Raw genomic sequence first — 18,468 nt, 5'->3', positions numbered from 1 at the left:
AAACCCACAAACGGTGGTAACTGCAGCCGACGGAAGTTGGACAGCGCAAGTGCCAGCTGGAGATACTGATATCGATGTGGATGAAACGACGCTACCAGCCGGAAGTGCACTGACCACAGCAGGCTCTGATCCTGAAACGGTAACTGTTGTAGCTGGAATCGATACACCAAGTACGGATGATGGTTATACGGTACCTACCCTTGATGGCACGGTCAGCGGGGTAGTGTTTAATGATGCTAACGGAAACGGTGTTCAAGATCCAGGAGAAGCTGGATTGGGTGGCGTAAGCGTTGATATTGTAGACAGCAACGGAAACCCACAAACGGTGGTAACTGCAGCCGACGGAAGTTGGACAGCGCAAGTGCCAGCCGGAGATACGGATATCGATGTGGATGAGACGACGCTACCAGCTGGAAGCGCACTGACCACAGCAGGCTCTGATCCTGAAACGGTAACTGCTGTAGCTGGAACCGATACGCCAAGTACGGATGATGGTTATACGGTACCTACCCTTGATGGAACGGTCAGCGGGGTAGTGTTCAACGATGCTAACGGAAACGGTGTTCAAGATCCAGGTGAAGCTGGTTTGGGTGGTGTAAGCGTTGATATTGTAGACAGCAACGGAAACCCACAAACGGTGGTAACTGCAGCCGACGGAAGTTGGACAGCGCAAGTGCCAGCTGGAGATACTGATATCGATGTGGATGAAACGACGCTACCAGCTGGAAGCGCACTGACCACAGTAGGCTCTGATCCTGAAACGGTAACTGTTGTAGCTGGAACCGATACGCCAAGTACGGATGATGGTTATACTCAGAATAATGATGGAACCATCACTGGTACTGTATTCCTAGATTTAAATGCTGATGGTATCCAAGACCCAGGGGAACCTGGTATTGCTGGGGTTGAAATTGATATTGTGGATGCTCTTGGTAACACTCAGACCGTGGTCACTGATGCGAACGGTGATTGGTCAGCGGTCGTTCCTGCAGGGGATATAACGGTAGATCTAAATGATACTACCCTCCCGATGGGTCTGTCAATCACAACCATTGGTTCTGATCCAGAGACGGTGACAGCCATCGCTGGTACAAGCGTGGCAACGCTGGATGATGGATATGCCAATGATCGAGATGGCGATGGTATTCCTGACGTGGACGATATCGATGATGACAACGATGGTATTCTCGATGTGCTTGAAGGTGGTGGAGATAGTGACGGTGATGGTATACCAGACTGGTTTGATCAGGATAGCGACAATGATGGTATTCCAGATAATATTGAAGCACAGACCACTGGTGGTTATATTAACCCTAGCGGCGTAGATAGTGATGGAAATGGATTGGACGATGCCTATGAAACTACTCCTGGTGCTGGTGAAGGAATCGACCCGATTGATTTTGATGATGATGGATTACCAGATTATCTCGATGATGATTCAGATGGAGATGGAGTTCCAGATAGTACAGAGGTTTCTGATTTTGATAACGACGGAGTACCTGATATCATTGCCAGCGGTGTAGACGAGGATATGGATGGTTTGGACGACGCATTTGATGGAGATATTAGTGGTTATGGTGACCCGAACGGTGGAATCGTCGATAATGATCCAGCTGATGACCTGAACAACACAGATGGTGATGCTGAACCTGATTATCGTGACGTGGATGATGATAACGATGATTTGATCACAGGTGGCGGTGATGGAATACCATCAGATTTTGACGGTGATGGTATTCCCGATTATCTTGACTCTGACCCAAGAGATGTTAATATCTATAATGCCGTTACACCAGACGGTGATAATCAAAATGACTTCTTCTTTATCCAAGGTATCGAGAACTTTGAGAATTCGGTACACATCTACAACAGGTGGGGTGTAGAAGTCTATGCGGTAGATAATTACAACAATGCCAGTAAAGCCTTTAGAGGTGTTTCTGAAGGAAGAGTAACCGTATCACAAGGTGAGCTACTTCCTGAAGGAACTTATTTCTATGTCATTGAATACATCAATGACCAAAATGAGACCATCAAAAAGGCAGGTTATTTATACATTAATCGATAGAATTTTAGCCTTTCCCGTCAGGGAAAGGCTGGAATTATATACATAAAAGCATGAAAAAACTACTTTGTTTCTTAATTCTATTCGCTTTCGCGGAAGCGGTAAAGGGCCAACAAGACCCGCAGTACAGCCAGTATATGTACAATCCTATTGTAATAAATCCTGCCTACGCTGGAAATCGCGGTGTCGCAAGTATCGTTGGTTTGCACAGAAGTCAATGGGTTGGATTGGACGGTGCGCCTAAAACGCAAACGCTTTCCTTTCATACCCCCATCGCCAACAGCAGGGTCGGATTAGGTTTGAGTATTGTCAACGATGAGATCGGTCCAGCTGATGAAACGTACGTAGCTGCAGATTTCAGTTACACAATTCCAGTAGGTGAGGAATCCAACCTTAGTTTTGGCTTAAAAGGTGGCTTTCATGTGTTGAATGTTGATTTTACGCAATTGAATATTTTCAATCCAGGAGATCAAAGACTACAGAATAATATTGAAAATAGACTCTCCCCAACCGTAGGAGTAGGGGTGCATTATCACACAGAGAAGTTTTACCTGGGTCTGAGTAGTCCAAATTTACTTCAAACAGATCATTTTGACGAAGATACTCAGTCAAGTACCACCTTTATTGCAGAAGAGCGTATCCATTACTTTCTGACTTCTGGTTATGTCTTTGATCTAGGTGAGAATGTGAAGTTTAAACCAGCAGGTATGGTCAAGCTGGTAACTGGAGCACCACTTCAGGTAGACTTGAGCGCTAATTTCCTTTTCAATGAAAAATTTACCGTGGGAGCCGCCTATAGATGGAGTGCTGCTGTGACAGGATTGGTAGGTTTTCAACTGAGCGATCAGATGTTGATCGGATTTGCCTATGACCGGGAAACGACAGAATTAGGGAATGCTATTTATAATGATGGGAGTTATGAACTCTTTATGCGATTCGAATTATTTAATAATTACGATAGAATTGTTACTCCTAGATTCTTTTAATAATGAACACTGGACTTATGTTTAAAAAATTACTATGGTGCCTGACCTTTTTTGGCCTGACTGCAACGGTCTATGCACAAAAAAAAGATCTGGATAAGGCCAACAAAAAATTTGAGGTTCTTGCCTTCATCGACGCCCAGAAACTTTATTTGAAGATGGCCGACAATGGTTATGAAAGCGCAGAGTTGTTCTCAAAACTTGGAGATACTTATTACTTCAATGATGACCTCAAAGAGGCCGTTGTTTGGTATGATAAATTATTTGCCAAGTATAAGGATCAGATAGGGCCGGAATACTATTTTAGATACGCCCAATCGCTAAAGTCCGTAAAACGATATAGTGAGTCAAATCAATTGATGACCACATTCAACTCGTTTCAAGGCTACGACATCAGGGCAAATAAATATGCTGAAGAGCCCAATTATTTACAGTTGATTGACTTTCAATCAGGCAGGTTTATTGTAGAAAACGCCAAAGAAATCAATAGCTACACGTCTGAATTCGGTCCCGCTTTCTACCATAATGCCAATAAAATTGTCTTTGCCAGTTCCAGAGATTCTAGTTCACTGGTGCGTCGTAAACATTCTTGGAATAATCAACCATTTTTACAATTGTTCACGGCGATTCCTGATAGTGTTGGCGTACTGAGTCAGGTAGAGCGTATGGGTGGTAAAATTAATACTAAATTCCATGAAAGTACACCAGCTTTTACCCAGGATGGTAAGACCATGTATTTCACTAGAAACAACTATGTAGCAGGGAAATACAAGGAGGACCTGGAAGGCATCAATCGTCTCAAAATATTAAAGACCGATTATAAAAATGGTCGATGGACTAATCCAGTCGAGCTCCCGTTCAATAATGATGAATATTCTGTGGCACATCCTGCCCTGAGTCCGGATGGTAAGCGACTTTATTTTTCTAGTGATATGCCTGGAAGTGTTGGTTATGATCTAGATCAAAAATTTGCGAAATCTGACTTATGGTTTGTAGAGATCAATGAGGATGGAACCTATTCTGAACCTGAAAATCTGGGAATAGTGAATACTTCAGGTCGGGAAACATTCCCATTTGTAAGTAAAAACAATGTGCTTTACTTCGCTTCTAGTGGTCATCAGGGGCTAGGCGGACTGGATATCTTTGCCAGTACCATCAATGCAGATGGAAATTGGAGTAAACCGGTCAATATCGGTAAACCTATCAATTCTCCAAAAGATGATTTTGCGTTTATCGTTGATGATGAAACTAGTATTGGATATTTTTCCTCCAATAGACCTAAGGGAGAAGGCGACGATGATATCTATAGGTTCATTCAAACAGAAGATTTACGCGACACCTGCGAAATTGTCCTGGAAGGCACCGTAACTGATGAGACTACGGGGGAACCCATGGATATGGCTGTTGTGAGTATTAGGGACGATTCCAATCAAAAAGTAGCCCAAATGACCACTAAAGCAGATGGTGCTTATTCCTTTAAGTTGGAGTGTGGTAGTTCATATTTCGTACAAGCGGAAAAAGCTGACTATACACCTGACGAAGAATTTTTTACCACGCCTGAAGAGTCTAATGTGATCGATATTGCGCTGGCTATTTCCTTAGATCGTATTCCAGTCGTCAACTGTGATGATCTTGCCCAACTTTTGGACATCGAAGAGATTTATTTTGATTTTGACAAATCAAACATTCGTCCAGATGCAGCGCAACAATTGGCTAAAGTAAAATCATTCATGGAATTATATCCAGATACATCCATTGATATCCGTTCTCATACGGATAGTAGAGCAAATGATGACTACAACGATCAGTTGTCTGAAAGAAGGGCGCAAAGTACGAGGCAATGGTTGATTGATAATGGTATTGATCCTAGCAGATTACAAGCCAAAGGATATGGTGAACAGCGATTGGTCAATGAATGTTCTAACGGAGTGTCCTGTAGCGAGGAAGCGCATCAGTTGAATCGTAGATCCGAATTTATTGTTTCAGGCTTAGGGCAGTTTGCTGATTGTGACTAAGATTAAACCATAAAATAAAAAAAGGCCTGGTCGTTTGATCAGGCCTTTTTGTTTTTTCGCTTTCGCGAAAGCGACACCTGTATCATTCTTGTACCAAGGGCTCAAATTCTGATACAAAATGAAAGGTGATACTGGGATATTTTTGTTGAGTCATCTGTAAACTAAACGCGCTATCGGCTAAAAATACCAATTGACCACGCTTATCCTTGGCCAGAAACTTTGACTTTACCCTTTTGAAATCTGTGAATTCTTCACTTTCCCAGTCATGAGTGTCTATCCAGCAGGCCTTGTGTACGTTGAGATTTTCATAACTACAAGTCGCCCCATATTCGTGTTCAAGTCGGTACTGGATCACTTCAAACTGCAAAGCTCCCACTGTTCCGATGACCTTTCTTCCATTCAGTTCCAGTGTAAAGAGCTGTGCTACCCCTTCATCCATCAGCTGGTCGATACCTTTGGCCAATTGCTTTGATTTCATTGGGTCGGCATTATTGATGTACCTAAAATGCTCTGGTGAAAAAGAAGGTATGCCTTTGTAATGCAAGCTTTCCCCAGAGGTAAGGGTATCACCGATCTTAAAGTTACCGGTATCATGCAATCCGACTATATCGCCTGGAAAGCTCTCGTCCACAATTTTCTTTTTCTCAGCAAAAAAAGCATTTGGCGAGGAAAATTTTAGATTTTTGTCCAGACGTACATGTTTATAAGCCGTATTGCGTTCAAATTTACCACTCACGATCTTTACGAAGGCAAGTCGATCTCTGTGTTTAGGATCCATATTGGCGTGGATTTTAAATACAAATCCGCTAAAATCTTTCTCATCTGGTGCTACCAATCGTTCCTCGGCTTTTTTAGGTCTCGGAGCTGGAGCGATTTCCACAAAACCGTCCAGTAATTCCTTCACCCCAAAATTATGAAGTGCACTCCCAAAAAATACGGGCTGTAATTCACCTGCCAGGTACTGCTGACGGTTAAATTCGGGATAGATTCCAGTAACTAATTCAAGTTCTTCGCGCAAGGTTCCAGCCGCTTTTGACCCCAGTAACTCGTCCAATGCAGCACTATTGAGATCATCAATTTCGGTTGTACTGTGAATATCCTTGGATGAATTCCCGGTAAACAGATGGACGTTCTTTTTGTGAAGGTTATAAATTCCCTTCAGATCATAACCCATACCAATAGGAAAACTCAGCGGAGTTACTTTTAGATTTAATTTTTGCTCGATTTCGTCCAAAAGATCAAAGGCATCCTTACCCTCCCGGTCCATTTTGTTGATGAACACGATCATTGGTATGTTGCGCATACGGCATACTTCTACGAGTTTTTCGGTTTGCTCTTCCACACCTTTGGCCACATCAATTACCACGATCACGCTGTCCACCGCCGTCAGTGTACGGAAGGTATCCTCTGCAAAATCCTTGTGACCTGGAGTATCCAAGATATTTATCTTGGTGCCTTCATATTCAAAAGCCAATACTGAAGTGGCTACAGAAATCCCACGCTGGCGTTCAATTTCCATAAAGTCACTTGCTGCACCTTTCTTGATTTTATTGCTTTTTACCGCACCTGCCTCTTGAATGGCCCCACCATAAAGAAGCAGCTTTTCTGTAAGCGTCGTTTTTCCTGCATCTGGGTGTGAGACGATTCCAAAGGTCCGTCTTCTTGCTATTTCTTGTTTAAAATTCATGGGTACTAATAAGGCTGCAAAGCTAATCATTCCAGAAACAATCTGCGCGATTTGAAATTGATCTATATGCGATGTACAATCAACTTTCTATGCCCATGAAATACTTCTTTTCCCACTTCTTATAATGTTTCAATTTAAGGTAACCCTAACGCCTTGATAATATATACCTCTTTTCTATTTTTATCAGTGTTATCAGATTTTGATGGAAAATTATTTTATCCTGGATCAGCTCACGAACAAACAAAAAGATATAACTTGAAGCCTATGAAATCTTCTATCAAAAATATAAGTGCGTATTTCATTTTAATTTTTGGCTTTGCAGGACCATTGTTGGCTCAAGTGGACCTGATGAGACAATCCAATCAGGAATATGAAAATCTGGCTTACGACAGCGCCCAACAATTGTACTTGGAAATCGTCAAGAATGGATTTGAAAGCAGCGAACTTTTTGCTCGCTTGGGAGATACTTATTATTTCAATAACGACTATCGGGAAGCCAAGAAATGGTACGACAAACTTTTCAAATACCCCCAACAGGATATTGCACCTATTTACTTTTTCAGGTATGCCCAAAGCCTCAAAGCTGTCAAAAAATACGATATCGCTGAACAGATCATGTTAGGGTTGAATAACCAACAGCTGGCACAGTCTAATATAAGCGTAGAAGGACCAGCTATAGATTTTCAAGAATTAATTGAGTTACAAGCTGGGAGATATGAGGTAAAAAATAGCGCTATAAATACCAATGCACAGGATTTTGGTGCAACCTATATCAATAATGGTAAACAAGTCTTATTTGCCAGCTCAAAGGACAGTTCGTCTTTGATTAAACGCCGTCACAAATGGAGTGGGCGGACCTTTCTAAATCTGTATATCGCCGATGCAGATAGTTCAGGCGTTTTGAACAACATGCGCCGATACGACACAGGTCTCAACACTCAATTCCACGAAAGCAATGCCGTACTGACAAAAGATGGTCAAAGTATTTATTTTACAAGAAATAATTTCAGTAAAGGGAACTATGGTCAGAGCGCTGAATCAGTGAATAAGCTGAAGATTTATCGAGCGAATTGGGATGACATGGAAAAACAATGGGTGGATATCGAGGAACTTTCTATCAATAGTGATGAATTTTCTACGGCGCACCCTGCGCTCAATGCCGACAACAGCCGACTCTATTTTGCCAGTGATCGGCCTGGAAGTACCATGGGAGCTCAGGGAGATAAAGCTTTGTCGGATATCTGGTACGTGGATATTCATGATGACGGCAGTCTGGGTGTTCCAGTGAATTTGAAAGCGATCAATACTGCTGGCAATGAACTTTTTCCATTTGTAAGTGAAAGTCAACAACTGTATTTTGCCAGCAATGGTCATCCTGGGCTCGGTGGCTTAGATATTTTTGTGATTTCACTAGATGACGCTGGATCGATGGATCAAATGCCTGTTAATCTTGGTGTACCGATCAATGGCCCTCAGGACGACTTTGCTTTTATGATCAATGAGGTAACTTCGAGAGGTTTCTTCAGTTCTAACCGATCTTCTGGAAAAGGACTGGATGATATCTATTCCTTAAAGGAGTTGACACCTCTACGCTGTCGGATATACTCCCAGGTTATAGTTAGCACAACAGCTACTCCGGATAATCTTTCAGAGGTCAAGGTGATGGTTCTTGATAAAGAGAATAATGAGGTAGCCAGCAAACTCCTCATGGACGAAGGCCAGACCACATTCCTTCTTAACTGCGGAGAAACTTACATCATACGTGCTGAAACGGAAGGAATGCAGCCTGAAGAAATTGTGGTGACAACACCTGCTCAAATTAAAAGTATTAAAATTCAGATAGAGTTAGAGCCATCTGTAAACGATCGTCTCAATGAGCTCCAGATCGGCGATGATCTCAATGACGTGCTATCGCTCAACCCCATCTATTTTGATCTCGATAAAAGTGAGATTCGATACGATGCCGAATTGGAATTACAAAAGGTATTGGCTTTTATGAAGGCGCAACCCACTACCGTGATTAATATAAAGTCACATACAGACAGTAGAGCACCGGATCAATATAATCTACAGCTGAGCAATAGACGAGCTCAGAGCACCATGAAATATCTGATCGATCGAGGTATTGCTAAAGAAAGACTGACCGCAGAAGGCTTCGGTGAAACACAATTAATTAATGAGTGCTCCAATGGAGTTGACTGTTCAGAAGCACAGCATCAGTTGAACCGACGATCAGAGTTTATTTTGGTGAGAAAATAATACGCCACGTACTAACTTATAAAATCAGTAAAGGAACCAGTAAAATCGTATTACGATATCGATGTAATTTAGCTCGAATACCTCTGGCCACTTTAATAAATAATAGCGTTAGGGATTTCTTGATAAACTTAAGTATGAAGACCGAAGTTCAATTGAATCATTTTTTGAAGCCAAAAAGATATCAACTCCTGCTAGTTGGATTGTTATTAATGATTGCAAACACATCCTGTAAGGAAAAAACCAAAGATTCTTCTATTATGCAAACCACTTCAGAACAACAATCACCAACGGCAAGGTTGGAACTGGAATTCCAGGCGAGTTTAGGAGAAGGAGCGTTGTGGAATGCAAAGAATGAAGAATTATACTGGATAGATATCGAAGGAAAAAAATTTCACCGATACCAACCGATCACAGGTGAAAACAAAACCATCGATTTGCCTTCCAGGCCAGGTACCGTTGTTGCTAGTACGGATGAAGAGGCTCTGGTAGCACTGGAAGATGGTATTTATAAAGTTAGTTTGTCTTCAGGAGTCTCAGCATTATTTTCAGATGTGGAACAAGAAGTTACGACCAATCGTTTCAACGACGGGAAATGCGACCCCAACGGGAATTTATGGGTGGGATCCATGCATTTGGAACAAAGCAGGCCTGAAGGGAAACTCTACAAAATCACTCCAGAGGGAAATGTCCAGGTGATGTTAGATTCGGTTACCATTTCCAATGGCATCGTTTGGAATAAAAATGCTACCACTATGTTTTATATCGACACACCCACTGCAAAGATCAGGGCTTTTGATTATGATGTAGACACCAGCACCATCTCCAATGAGCGTACTTTGGTGGAAGTGCCAGAAACATTAGGTTTTCCAGATGGTATGGCCATTGATGCTAACGATAACCTTTGGGTAGGTCTTTGGAATGGTAACGCGGTGGCCAATTACGACTCAAAGACCGGCAAGCTCATTCGAACTATTCAGGTGCCAGCACATAATGTTACTTCTTGTGCTTTTGGAGGTAAGGATTTGGCTACCCTGTACATTACTACGGCTAGAGTTGATATGACTGATGAAGAGTTGAACCGGTTTCCACTGGCGGGATCACTTTTTTCTGTTGAACCTGGTGTAAAGGGCGTTCCTGCTTCGGTTTTTAAGACCAACTTATCCGGTCAGTAATGAAGTGGTCTGTTCCATTATTGCTTTTATTGGTTGTACTGATGGCATTCGGCATACGTGGTTGTGCGACTTCCGAAACTCATTCCATGCGTCCGCCATCGAAAATCGATCAGAAAGTCAACCAATTATTGTCAGAAATGACCTTGGAAGAAAAAATTGGCCAACTCAATCTTAGGGGGACTTCCAGTAGGACCAAAGTCTTACCCGATTCTCTCAAGCAAGCGGTGAGGGAGGGACATATTGGTGCTTTTCTCAATGTCATGAATTCGGATTATGTCAAAGAACTTCAAACCATTGCCGTCGAGGAGAGTCCGCATGGAATTCCTTTGATATTCGCCCGTGATGTGATTCATGGTTTCAAAACTATTTTCCCCATACCATTAGGGCTAGCAGCCTCTTGGGACCAACAGGTTGTCGTTGATGCTTCCAGAGTAAGTGCTGTTGAGGCCAGTGCTCAGGGCATCAGATGGACCTTTGCGCCCATGCTTGATATTTCTAGAGACGCCCGCTGGGGTCGTATAGCCGAATCTCCTGGCGAGGATCCATATTTAGCCTCAGTTTTGGCACAAGCTTATATTCAAGGTTTTCAAGGTGACAGCCTGAACGACCCTACTGCGATGGCAGCTTGCGCCAAACATTTTATCGGTTATGGAGCAGCTTTAGGAGGTAGGGACTATAACACCGCCACGATCGACGAGGCACAATTGCGTAATGTTTATCTGCCTCCCTTTCAAGCTGCCTTAAATGCTGGCGCACCTACGGTCATGACTTCATTTAATGAGGTCAACGGCGTACCGGCTTCTGGAGATGAGTTCTTGCTAGACCAAGTCTTAAGAAAAGAAATGCAGTTTGATGGGTTTGTGGTCAGCGACTGGAATTCTGTTCTGGAGATGATCAACCATGGTTTTGCCGCAGATCAAAAACAGGCAGCCGAACTTGCAGTCAATGCGGGTCTAGATATGGAAATGACCAGCCGTACCTATGAAAGCTATCTGATGACTTTGATAGAAGAAGGAAAGGTTAATGAATCACAGATTGATTTTCTCGTCGCTAACATTCTGCGCGTAAAATTTCAATTGGGATTATTTGAACGACCATTTATACCAGCTCATCTGGATGGAAAAATCTACAGCCAAGAGCATCTTCAAAAAGCCAAAAATGCAGCCATAAAAAGCAGTGTGCTGCTGAAAAACAATAATCAATTACTTCCACTGGAAAAAAATACCAAAATCGCTCTTATTGGTCCACTCGCCCATCAAGCCCGTGAACAATTAGGAACCTGGACCTTTGACGGTGAGGCTGAAGCTTCTATCACACCGTTGATGGCTTTGGAAGAGCAAAATATTTCCCTGACTTTTGTTGAAACTTTGTCGTATAGTCGGGATAAGGATAAGTCCGCTTTCACGAAAGCGGTAAAAGCTGCACAAGAATCAGATGTAATTGTATTTATAGGAGGGGAGGAAGCGATACTTTCTGGAGAAGCACACAGTAGGGCCTCATTAAATTTACCTGGAGCTCAAGAAGATTTGATCAGCGAACTTGCCAAAACCGGAAAACCTATTGTAGGTGTGATTATGGCAGGAAGACCAATCACGATCAATACCATCAAACAACACATGGACGCTATTCTGATGGCATGGCATCCAGGTACCATGTCTGGTCCAGCGATTTATGAAATGTTATTTGGTCTTGCCGAACCAGGAGGAAGACTCCCGGTTACCTGGCCTAAAACCAGCGGTCAGCTCCCCTTGTTTTACAACCATAAAAATACCGGGCGACCAGTGAATCCTGAAAAGTTTGTACAAATGGATAGTATCCCGGTAGGCGCATGGCAGAGTTCGCTAGGAAATACCTCTCATTATTTGGATGTTGGTTATGAACCTGAGTTTCCATTTGGTTATGGGTTGGGTTACAGCCGTTTTTCTTATGGTAAGGTCCATATAGACAAAACTGTGATCAAAGCCGGTGACAGTTTGCGTGTAAGTGTTGAATTGACCAATATAGGAGACCGTAAGTCACATGAGGTGGTTCAATTGTATATCAGGGATCAAACGGCCAGCTTGACCAGGCCAGTAAAAGAACTTAAAGCATTTCAACACATTGACCTTGATCAAGGTAGCTCAACCGAAGTCGTGTTCTGGCTCAAGAAAGAAGATCTGGCTTTTGTCAATCGAAACATGGAAAAAGTGACCGAGCCAGGGCTTTTCAACCTTTGGGTTGGTGCAGATTCAAGTACTTCAAACGGAACAAGCTTTACTTATGAATAGAATAGTGATTATCATGGGTGTAAGCGGTGTTGGAAAGACAACCGTAGGTCGACAGTTGGCTGAGGAATTCGACTGTCCTTTTCAAGACGCCGATGATTTCCACCCATTGTCCAATATTCAAAAAATGAAGGCAGGAATCGCACTCGATGATACAGATCGGTGGCCGTGGCTTGAATCCTTGAATAAGTATTTGAGAGAGTTAAAGGGAGCTAGCTTGATACTCGCTTGCTCTGCACTTAAGCAGAGTTATCGGGATCATTTGGCCCAAGGTGTTGATCACCTACATTGGGTTTTTCTTCAGGCTTCTGTACCATTGATTCAAAAGCGTTTGGAATCGAGGAAGTCCCATTTTTTTGATCCAAAACTGGTGAGATCGCAATTCGAGACTTTAGAACCCCCAACCGACGCAATCCGCATTGATGCTGGCCAGCCGTTGGACCAGGTCGTCTCTCACATAAAAAATGAATTGCGATGAATTCAAAATCTTTCATTGGAATTTATGGCTTAGGGGTGATGGGAAAAAACCTAGCATCTAACCTAGCTGGCAAGAATTACCCCATTTCTGTTTATAATAGGTCAGCAAAGGGAGAAGAGGATTTAGTAAAGCAGTTTGCCGCGCAACATAAAGATAAAGATCAGGTTTTGGCATTTGACCAAATCAATGATTTCATTGATAGTCTAGATTTTCCAAGAAAAATCTTACTGATGGTTCCCTCATCTGTCGTAGAAGAGGTAATAGATTCCCTTACGCCTTTGATGGAGAAGGATGATATATTGATCGATGGAGGTAACTCACATTATCAACAAACAGAGCGTTTAGGAAGTAAACTTGCTGCTCAGGGAATAAAATTCTTGGGAATGGGAGTCTCTGGGGGCGCCAGAGGTGCACTGACAGGGCCTTCATTAATGCCAGGTGGAGATCTTGGAAGTTATCAATTAGTAGAAAAAATGCTGGCTGACATCGCTGCTACAGACACGCAAGGAAAGCCTTGTGTTACGTACATTGGTTCTGGTGGGGCAGGTCATTTTGTGAAAACCCTGCATAACGGGATCGAGTACGGAGAAATGCAGCTATTGGCTGAGGTCCATCACCTGCTTAATCAATCGATGTCGCATCAAGAGATCGCCGATTTGCTTGATCAATGGAATAAGACTGATTTGAATAGCTATTTGCTGGGTGCTACTGCAAAAATCCTTAGAAAGAAAGAAGGTGAACATCACTTGATCGATTTTATCGAAGATCAGGCCTCTAGTAAAGGTACAGGAGTATGGTCCAGTACAATGGCCATGGAAGCTGGTGAACCGGCGACCATCATGACTGCTGCCGTATTTGCTAGACATACTTCTTTTTTAAAATCAGAGCGCCTCTATCTTTCAGTCAACAACCCCTCCAGGCCAGAAGGTTTCAGAAATGTCAAGATTGATCTCTTTGCATTGGAACAGGCATATAGGATGGTCAGATGGCTTAATCATCACCAAGGATTTGAACTGATCAGGAAAAAGTCGGAACAACAGGGCTGGAACATTCATCTAGGCCAGCTGTCCCGCATCTGGACAAACGGATGTATCATCAAATCAAAACTTATGGCTTCCTGCGTGGATTTGTTGGCAACTCAAGATAATTTATTCCGAGATCAGAAAATTTTGAATCTGTTATTTGAGTCCAGAACATCGTTGGCAGACGTGGTGATCAAATCTGTAAAAAGTCAGGTTCCGATACCTGCCTTTTCAACGGCCCTGCAATATTGGGATGCTATGACAGAGAAAAGATCCAGTGCTTCCATTATACAAGCGCAGCGCGATTTCTTTGGGGCGCATACGTATCGCAGGACCGATGATGATCCGCTTAGAACACACCATACCAATTGGGATACAAATGATTGATTATTCACTTTTACTGGCCATAGTTCTTGGTATCGCTGTTCTACTTTTTTTGATTTTGCGTTGCAAATTGCAGGCATTCATTGCCTTATTGATTTCCAGTATCATTGTTGGAATCGCTTCAGGAATGCACCCGATGGACCTGATTTCTGCTATTCAACAAGGTATGGCAAGTACTTTGGGTTTTGTCGCTGTGGTAGTAGGACTGGGAGCCATGTTTGGGGCGATGCTTGAGCATTCAGGTGGCGCTGAGGCACTTGCCCAATTTTTACTTAAGTTGTTTGGAGAAAAACGAGCCAGTTGGGCTGTGATGATTACAGGTTTTGTAGTGGCGATACCAGTTTTCTTTGATGTAGCGTTTATCATTTTGGTACCAGTTATTTATTCATTGCAGCGAAAGTCTGGTAAATCATTATTACTATATGCCATACCATTACTGGCAGGACTTGCCATTACCCATAGTTTTATACCACCTACACCTGGGCCAGTAGCTGTAGCCGATATTTTAAAGGCCGATTTGGGGTGGGTGATCGTTTTTGGTTTTGCCGTAGGAGTTCCAACCGCCATTGTATGTGGGCCGCTTTTTGGGAAGTATATCGGTTCGAGACTTGATATCAAAGCTCCCGGATTTACCGAGACCGCTTCAAAGGTCAGGGAAAACCAGCCGTCGGTAGGACTGATATTGGCCATCATAGGTTTTCCTATCCTACTGATCGTAATGAACACTTTATCGACTTATGTTTTTGTGGATTCATCAGGAGATAGAAATGAATTGATCAGTTGGATCAAATTTGTAGGCCATCCATTTACCGCATTGATCCTGGCTAACCTGCTGGCTTGGTATTTTTTGGGTATCCAGAGGAAGGTGGAATTGAAAAAACTCATGGACATCTCGACCTTCTCCATGGAAAAGGCTGGAATAATTATTTTGCTCACAGGTGCAGGTGGAGTGTTTAAACAGGTGTTGATAGATACTGGAGCTGGAGTGATGATGGCAGACGCTTTCGCGAAAGCGGATTGGGGGATGCTTCTGCTTGGGTATGCGACGGCGGTAATAGTAAGGCTTTTGCAAGGTAGTGCTACAGTCGCGATGATTACCGCTGCAGGTATTCTGGCTTCAGTGCTATATCCAGATTCGGGCGGAAGTTTAGATACACTTCAAGTCTCTGCTCCAGAGCTTGCCCTACTGGTCATTGCAATCGCCTCTGGAGCTTCAATTTTTTCCCATGTCAATGATAGCGGATTCTGGCTGGTGGGTAAGTATTTAGGCTTAAATGAAGCCCAGACACTCAAAAGCTGGTCAGTAATGACTACATTGCTATCTATTTCTGGATTTGCAAGTGTGTGCTTGTTAAGCCTATTTTTATAAGTAATAAAAATTTTACCACATGATCACCCTTAAGGATTTAGCAGCTACGCTTGGCGTTTCAGTATCTACTGTTTCAAAGGCTTTAAAAGACAGCCCAGAAATTAGTAAAGAGACCATTGCCCGTGTTAAGGAAATCGCCAAAGAATTAAATTACCGGCCCAACACCCTAGCATTAAGTCTTAAAAACCGGAAGACAAAAACAATAGGCGTGATCATACCGGATATTCTCAACGGTTTCTTTGCCCGTATCCTTTACGGTATTGAGCAGGAATCCAACAGATTGGGATATAATATCATTACTTGTTTATCCAATGAGTCTTACGACAAGGAGAATGACAGCCTTAATTTGTTGGCCAATGGTAGTGTGGATGGGTTTATCATGTCGATTGCCGAGGAGACACAGGTCAAAGGCGAAGTAAATCATTTAAAAGACACCATTGGGCAGGAGGTGCCCATCGTGATGTTTGATCGGGTCTCTAATGAAGTAGAATGCGATAAAGTGATCATCGATGACTTCAACGCTGCCTTCAAAGGTGCTGAGGTACTGATCAAAGAAGGACGAAAAAAAATCATGTTGCTCAATCGATTGGGCAATCTAAGTGTTGGAAAACTCCGGGTATTGGGGTATAAAAAAGCTATTGAAAATTCACCAGATTATAAAGGGGAAGTGCATGTGGTCAACATGGATGACAATGATGCGCTGCTCAACGATCAGTTGGAAGGTCTTTTTGCCCAGCACAAGGATGTAGATGGTCTATTATGTATTGATAATATATCTGGAATCATTGCGACAAATGTCGCTCAGCGAATGGGTAAAAAAGTTCCTCAGGATTTGTCCATTCTAGGCTTTTCCTCAGATGATATTTCACATATGTCCTATCCTCAATTATCTACCGTCACTCAGCATGCTGAGCAGATTGGCCAGCAATCGGTGAGGATGTTGGTAGAACGCTTAGAAGACAAGGATAAAAGAGATACCACCACGGCAACCGTTGATTTTTCCATCGACTTGCGCGGTACAACCTTACCTCAATAAAACCAAACCATGAAAACTGCCACCCAAAAACTGTCCATCAAGGAGAAACTAGGCTATGCCCTAGGAGATACAGCTGCCAATATTGCCTGGCGTACCATTGGACCATTTCTACCCATCTTTTACACCGACGTATTTGGCCTGGAGGCAGCAGTGACAGGAATACTTTTTTTTGTGATCCGGATAGGCGATGGGTTTACCGATCTTGTCATGGGGCGTATTGCCGATCGTACCAGGACCAAATGGGGTAAATTCAGGCCTTGGTTGCTGTGGACTGCCTTACCTTTTGGGATCGCCTTGGTTCTTCAGTTTACGACACCTGATTTGAGCATGAATGGTAAAATCATTTGGGCGTATGCCACTTCCATCCTTTATACGCTGACTTATACCGCAAACAATGTTCCCTATTCGGCTTTGATGGGGGTGATGACCGCAGATGTTGAGGAGCGTACCGTGTTGAGTTCTTACCGATTTTTTGGGGCCTATTTTGGAGGGATTATTGCCACGATTGGAGTTATTGCTTTGGTAGACAAATTGGGAGGTGGTAATGAGATATTGGGCTATCAGTATACCATGTACATACTGGCTGCTATTCTGGCAGTGTTTTCCATCATCACTTTTGCTACCACTAGAGAAAGGGTTAAGCCTTTGGAAAGGAAACCTGCTCCGCTGGTAGAGGATGTAAAATCGATCATCACCAACAAGGCCTGGTTAATTCTATTATTTATTGGCTTTGTATTTGTAACCTACAACATCATCAAAGGAGGAGCTGCGGCTTTTTATTTTGAACATTATATAGATGATTCCCAGGGAACCTTTGGAGCATTGACCTCTTGGGGTGGGGATAAGGGCTTGTTGGGGCTTTATCTGATTTCTTTATTGGTGGTGGCGATGATTTCTACTTTTTTTGCGCCAATTCTCACGCGTTGGCTGGGAAAGGTTAGCCTTTTTCACATATGTATTATTAGTTCTTCTGCCTGTGCAGCTCTGATTTTTTTCTTAGAGCCACAAGATGTAGTAGCTGTTTTTATTTTGGGAATGCTATCTGAGTTTGGAGCAGGAATAATGCCTGTCTTGTTTTTTGCTATGCTGGGTGATGCAGCCGATGACACAGAGCTCAGAACAGGTTCCAGACCTACTGGGATGATATTTAGTGCGGGAACATTGGCAATGAAATTTGGTAGTGGAGCTGCCGGAGCCATTACTTTGTTCGTATTGGGAATTTTTGAGTACGACGGTAACATCGCTACCAAAACAGCGCAAATGTTGGAAGGAATCAAATTGAATATGAGTATCGTACCAGCAGTTTTTGTGCTGATAGGTGTAGTGTTATTGGCCATGTATCCACTCACAGCTAAACGTATGAAAGACATCGAGAACGAACTGGAAAGATTACGGCAGGCCAAAATTTCTTCTACTAAGTAAACGCCAGTACTTTTAGTTGAGTCCTATGCACGAACCATCAGTTTTAATACGTTGAGTTGAGGTACTTTGCTCGACTACCTTTCCGGAGGCTTATGGACTTGTCGATGGTGTATGATGGAATCAATTCATTTGTTTATGAATCAGCTAAATCCTATCATTCAATCTCATAAGAGGGAGATCATTTTAATAAGCTGTTGATCTGCAAATAATCATCGGATTTGTCTCAGCGGTGGAATCTTGATGCCATCCGATCAACTAAGATTGAATCATTCCCAAAGTAAAAAACCTCTTAGCGCTTGAGGCTTAAAGAGGTTT

The 18,468-nt window shown here is 42.8% G+C and carries 12 protein-coding genes; 11 read left to right on the top strand and 1 reads right to left on the bottom strand.

Annotation, left to right across the window (positions count from 1 at the left end; translation table 11 throughout):
- From EGM47_RS12740 to EGM47_RS12730, 3 genes are all read left to right on the top strand, one after another.
- Positions 1 to 2,065: T9SS type B sorting domain-containing protein (locus EGM47_RS12740; protein WP_206052172.1), on the top strand; the 2,065-nt coding region annotated here is incomplete at its 5' end.
- A 50-nt stretch (positions 2,066 to 2,115) separates the two neighbouring features.
- Positions 2,116 to 3,048, top strand: a complete 933-nt coding sequence (locus EGM47_RS12735) for a PorP/SprF family type IX secretion system membrane protein (RefSeq protein WP_124981197.1) — start codon at positions 2,116 to 2,118, stop codon at positions 3,046 to 3,048.
- A 17-nt stretch (positions 3,049 to 3,065) separates the two neighbouring features.
- Positions 3,066 to 5,060: an OmpA family protein gene (locus EGM47_RS12730; protein WP_124981196.1), complete on the top strand. Its 1,995-nt coding sequence runs from the start codon at positions 3,066 to 3,068 to the stop codon at positions 5,058 to 5,060.
- Between the two features lie 82 nt (positions 5,061 to 5,142).
- Here the strand turns inward: EGM47_RS12730 and EGM47_RS12725 are convergent, their stop codons facing one another.
- A complete protein-coding gene (locus EGM47_RS12725) occupies positions 5,143 to 6,747 on the bottom strand; it encodes a peptide chain release factor 3 (RefSeq protein ID WP_124981195.1) in 1,605 nt (534 codons plus the stop codon).
- A gap of 264 nt (positions 6,748 to 7,011) precedes the next feature.
- Here EGM47_RS12725 and EGM47_RS12720 point away from each other — a divergent pair, with 264 nt between their 5' ends.
- From EGM47_RS12720 to EGM47_RS12685, 8 genes are all read left to right on the top strand, one after another.
- Positions 7,012 to 9,006, top strand: coding sequence for an OmpA family protein (locus EGM47_RS12720; protein WP_124981194.1), 1,995 nt, complete (start codon positions 7,012 to 7,014; stop codon positions 9,004 to 9,006).
- Between the two features lie 134 nt (positions 9,007 to 9,140).
- Positions 9,141 to 10,178 (top strand): SMP-30/gluconolactonase/LRE family protein, encoded by a 1,038-nt coding sequence (locus EGM47_RS12715; RefSeq protein WP_124981193.1) that lies wholly within the window; start codon positions 9,141 to 9,143, stop codon positions 10,176 to 10,178.
- On the top strand, positions 10,178 to 12,445 hold the full coding sequence (locus EGM47_RS12710) for a glycoside hydrolase family 3 N-terminal domain-containing protein (protein ID WP_164510888.1): 2,268 nt from the start codon (positions 10,178 to 10,180) through the stop codon (positions 12,443 to 12,445). The genes EGM47_RS12715 and EGM47_RS12710 overlap by 1 nt, the downstream gene beginning before the upstream one ends.
- Positions 12,438 to 12,920 carry a gluconokinase gene (locus tag EGM47_RS12705; protein WP_124981192.1) on the top strand — a complete coding sequence of 161 codons (483 nt, stop codon included), beginning with the start codon at positions 12,438 to 12,440 and terminating at the stop codon, positions 12,918 to 12,920. Before EGM47_RS12710 ends, EGM47_RS12705 begins: the two co-directional genes overlap by 8 nt.
- Complete coding sequence (gndA, locus tag EGM47_RS12700; RefSeq protein WP_124981191.1) at positions 12,917 to 14,329, top strand: NADP-dependent phosphogluconate dehydrogenase; 1,413 nt, start codon at positions 12,917 to 12,919, stop codon at positions 14,327 to 14,329. Before EGM47_RS12705 ends, gndA begins: the two co-directional genes overlap by 4 nt.
- Positions 14,322 to 15,695: a GntP family permease gene (locus EGM47_RS12695; RefSeq protein ID WP_124981190.1), complete on the top strand. Its 1,374-nt coding sequence runs from the start codon at positions 14,322 to 14,324 to the stop codon at positions 15,693 to 15,695. Before gndA ends, EGM47_RS12695 begins: the two co-directional genes overlap by 8 nt.
- Before the next feature lie 19 nt (positions 15,696 to 15,714).
- Entirely contained in the window at positions 15,715 to 16,731 is a 1,017-nt protein-coding gene (locus EGM47_RS12690; RefSeq protein ID WP_124981189.1) for a LacI family DNA-binding transcriptional regulator, read from the top strand.
- A gap of 9 nt (positions 16,732 to 16,740) precedes the next feature.
- On the top strand, positions 16,741 to 18,153 hold the full coding sequence (locus tag EGM47_RS12685) for an MFS transporter (RefSeq protein WP_124981188.1): 1,413 nt from the start codon (positions 16,741 to 16,743) through the stop codon (positions 18,151 to 18,153).
- Positions 18,154 to 18,468: the final 315 nt, after the last annotated feature.

Origin of the sequence: Nonlabens xiamenensis (assembly GCF_003865345.1) — a bacterium.
Lineage (GTDB): Bacteria > Bacteroidota > Bacteroidia > Flavobacteriales > Flavobacteriaceae > Nonlabens > Nonlabens xiamenensis.
This window is presented reverse-complemented; position numbering and strand designations above follow the sequence as displayed.

Coding starts and splice junctions, on each gene's coding strand:
- EGM47_RS12695 (WP_124981190.1), top strand. CDS start 14,322: ATGATTGATTATTCACTTTTACTGGCCATAGTTCTTGGTATCGCTGTT.
- gndA (WP_124981191.1), top strand. CDS start 12,917: ATGAATTCAAAATCTTTCATTGGAATTTATGGCTTAGGGGTGATGGGA.
- EGM47_RS12735 (WP_124981197.1), top strand. CDS start 2,116: ATGAAAAAACTACTTTGTTTCTTAATTCTATTCGCTTTCGCGGAAGCG.
- EGM47_RS12715 (WP_124981193.1), top strand. CDS start 9,141: ATGAAGACCGAAGTTCAATTGAATCATTTTTTGAAGCCAAAAAGATAT.
- EGM47_RS12710 (WP_164510888.1), top strand. CDS start 10,178: ATGAAGTGGTCTGTTCCATTATTGCTTTTATTGGTTGTACTGATGGCA.
- EGM47_RS12705 (WP_124981192.1), top strand. CDS start 12,438: ATGAATAGAATAGTGATTATCATGGGTGTAAGCGGTGTTGGAAAGACA.
- EGM47_RS12730 (WP_124981196.1), top strand. CDS start 3,066: ATGTTTAAAAAATTACTATGGTGCCTGACCTTTTTTGGCCTGACTGCA.
- EGM47_RS12725 (WP_124981195.1), bottom strand. CDS start 6,747: ATGAATTTTAAACAAGAAATAGCAAGAAGACGGACCTTTGGAATCGTC.
- EGM47_RS12720 (WP_124981194.1), top strand. CDS start 7,012: ATGAAATCTTCTATCAAAAATATAAGTGCGTATTTCATTTTAATTTTT.
- EGM47_RS12685 (WP_124981188.1), top strand. CDS start 16,741: ATGAAAACTGCCACCCAAAAACTGTCCATCAAGGAGAAACTAGGCTAT.
- EGM47_RS12690 (WP_124981189.1), top strand. CDS start 15,715: ATGATCACCCTTAAGGATTTAGCAGCTACGCTTGGCGTTTCAGTATCT.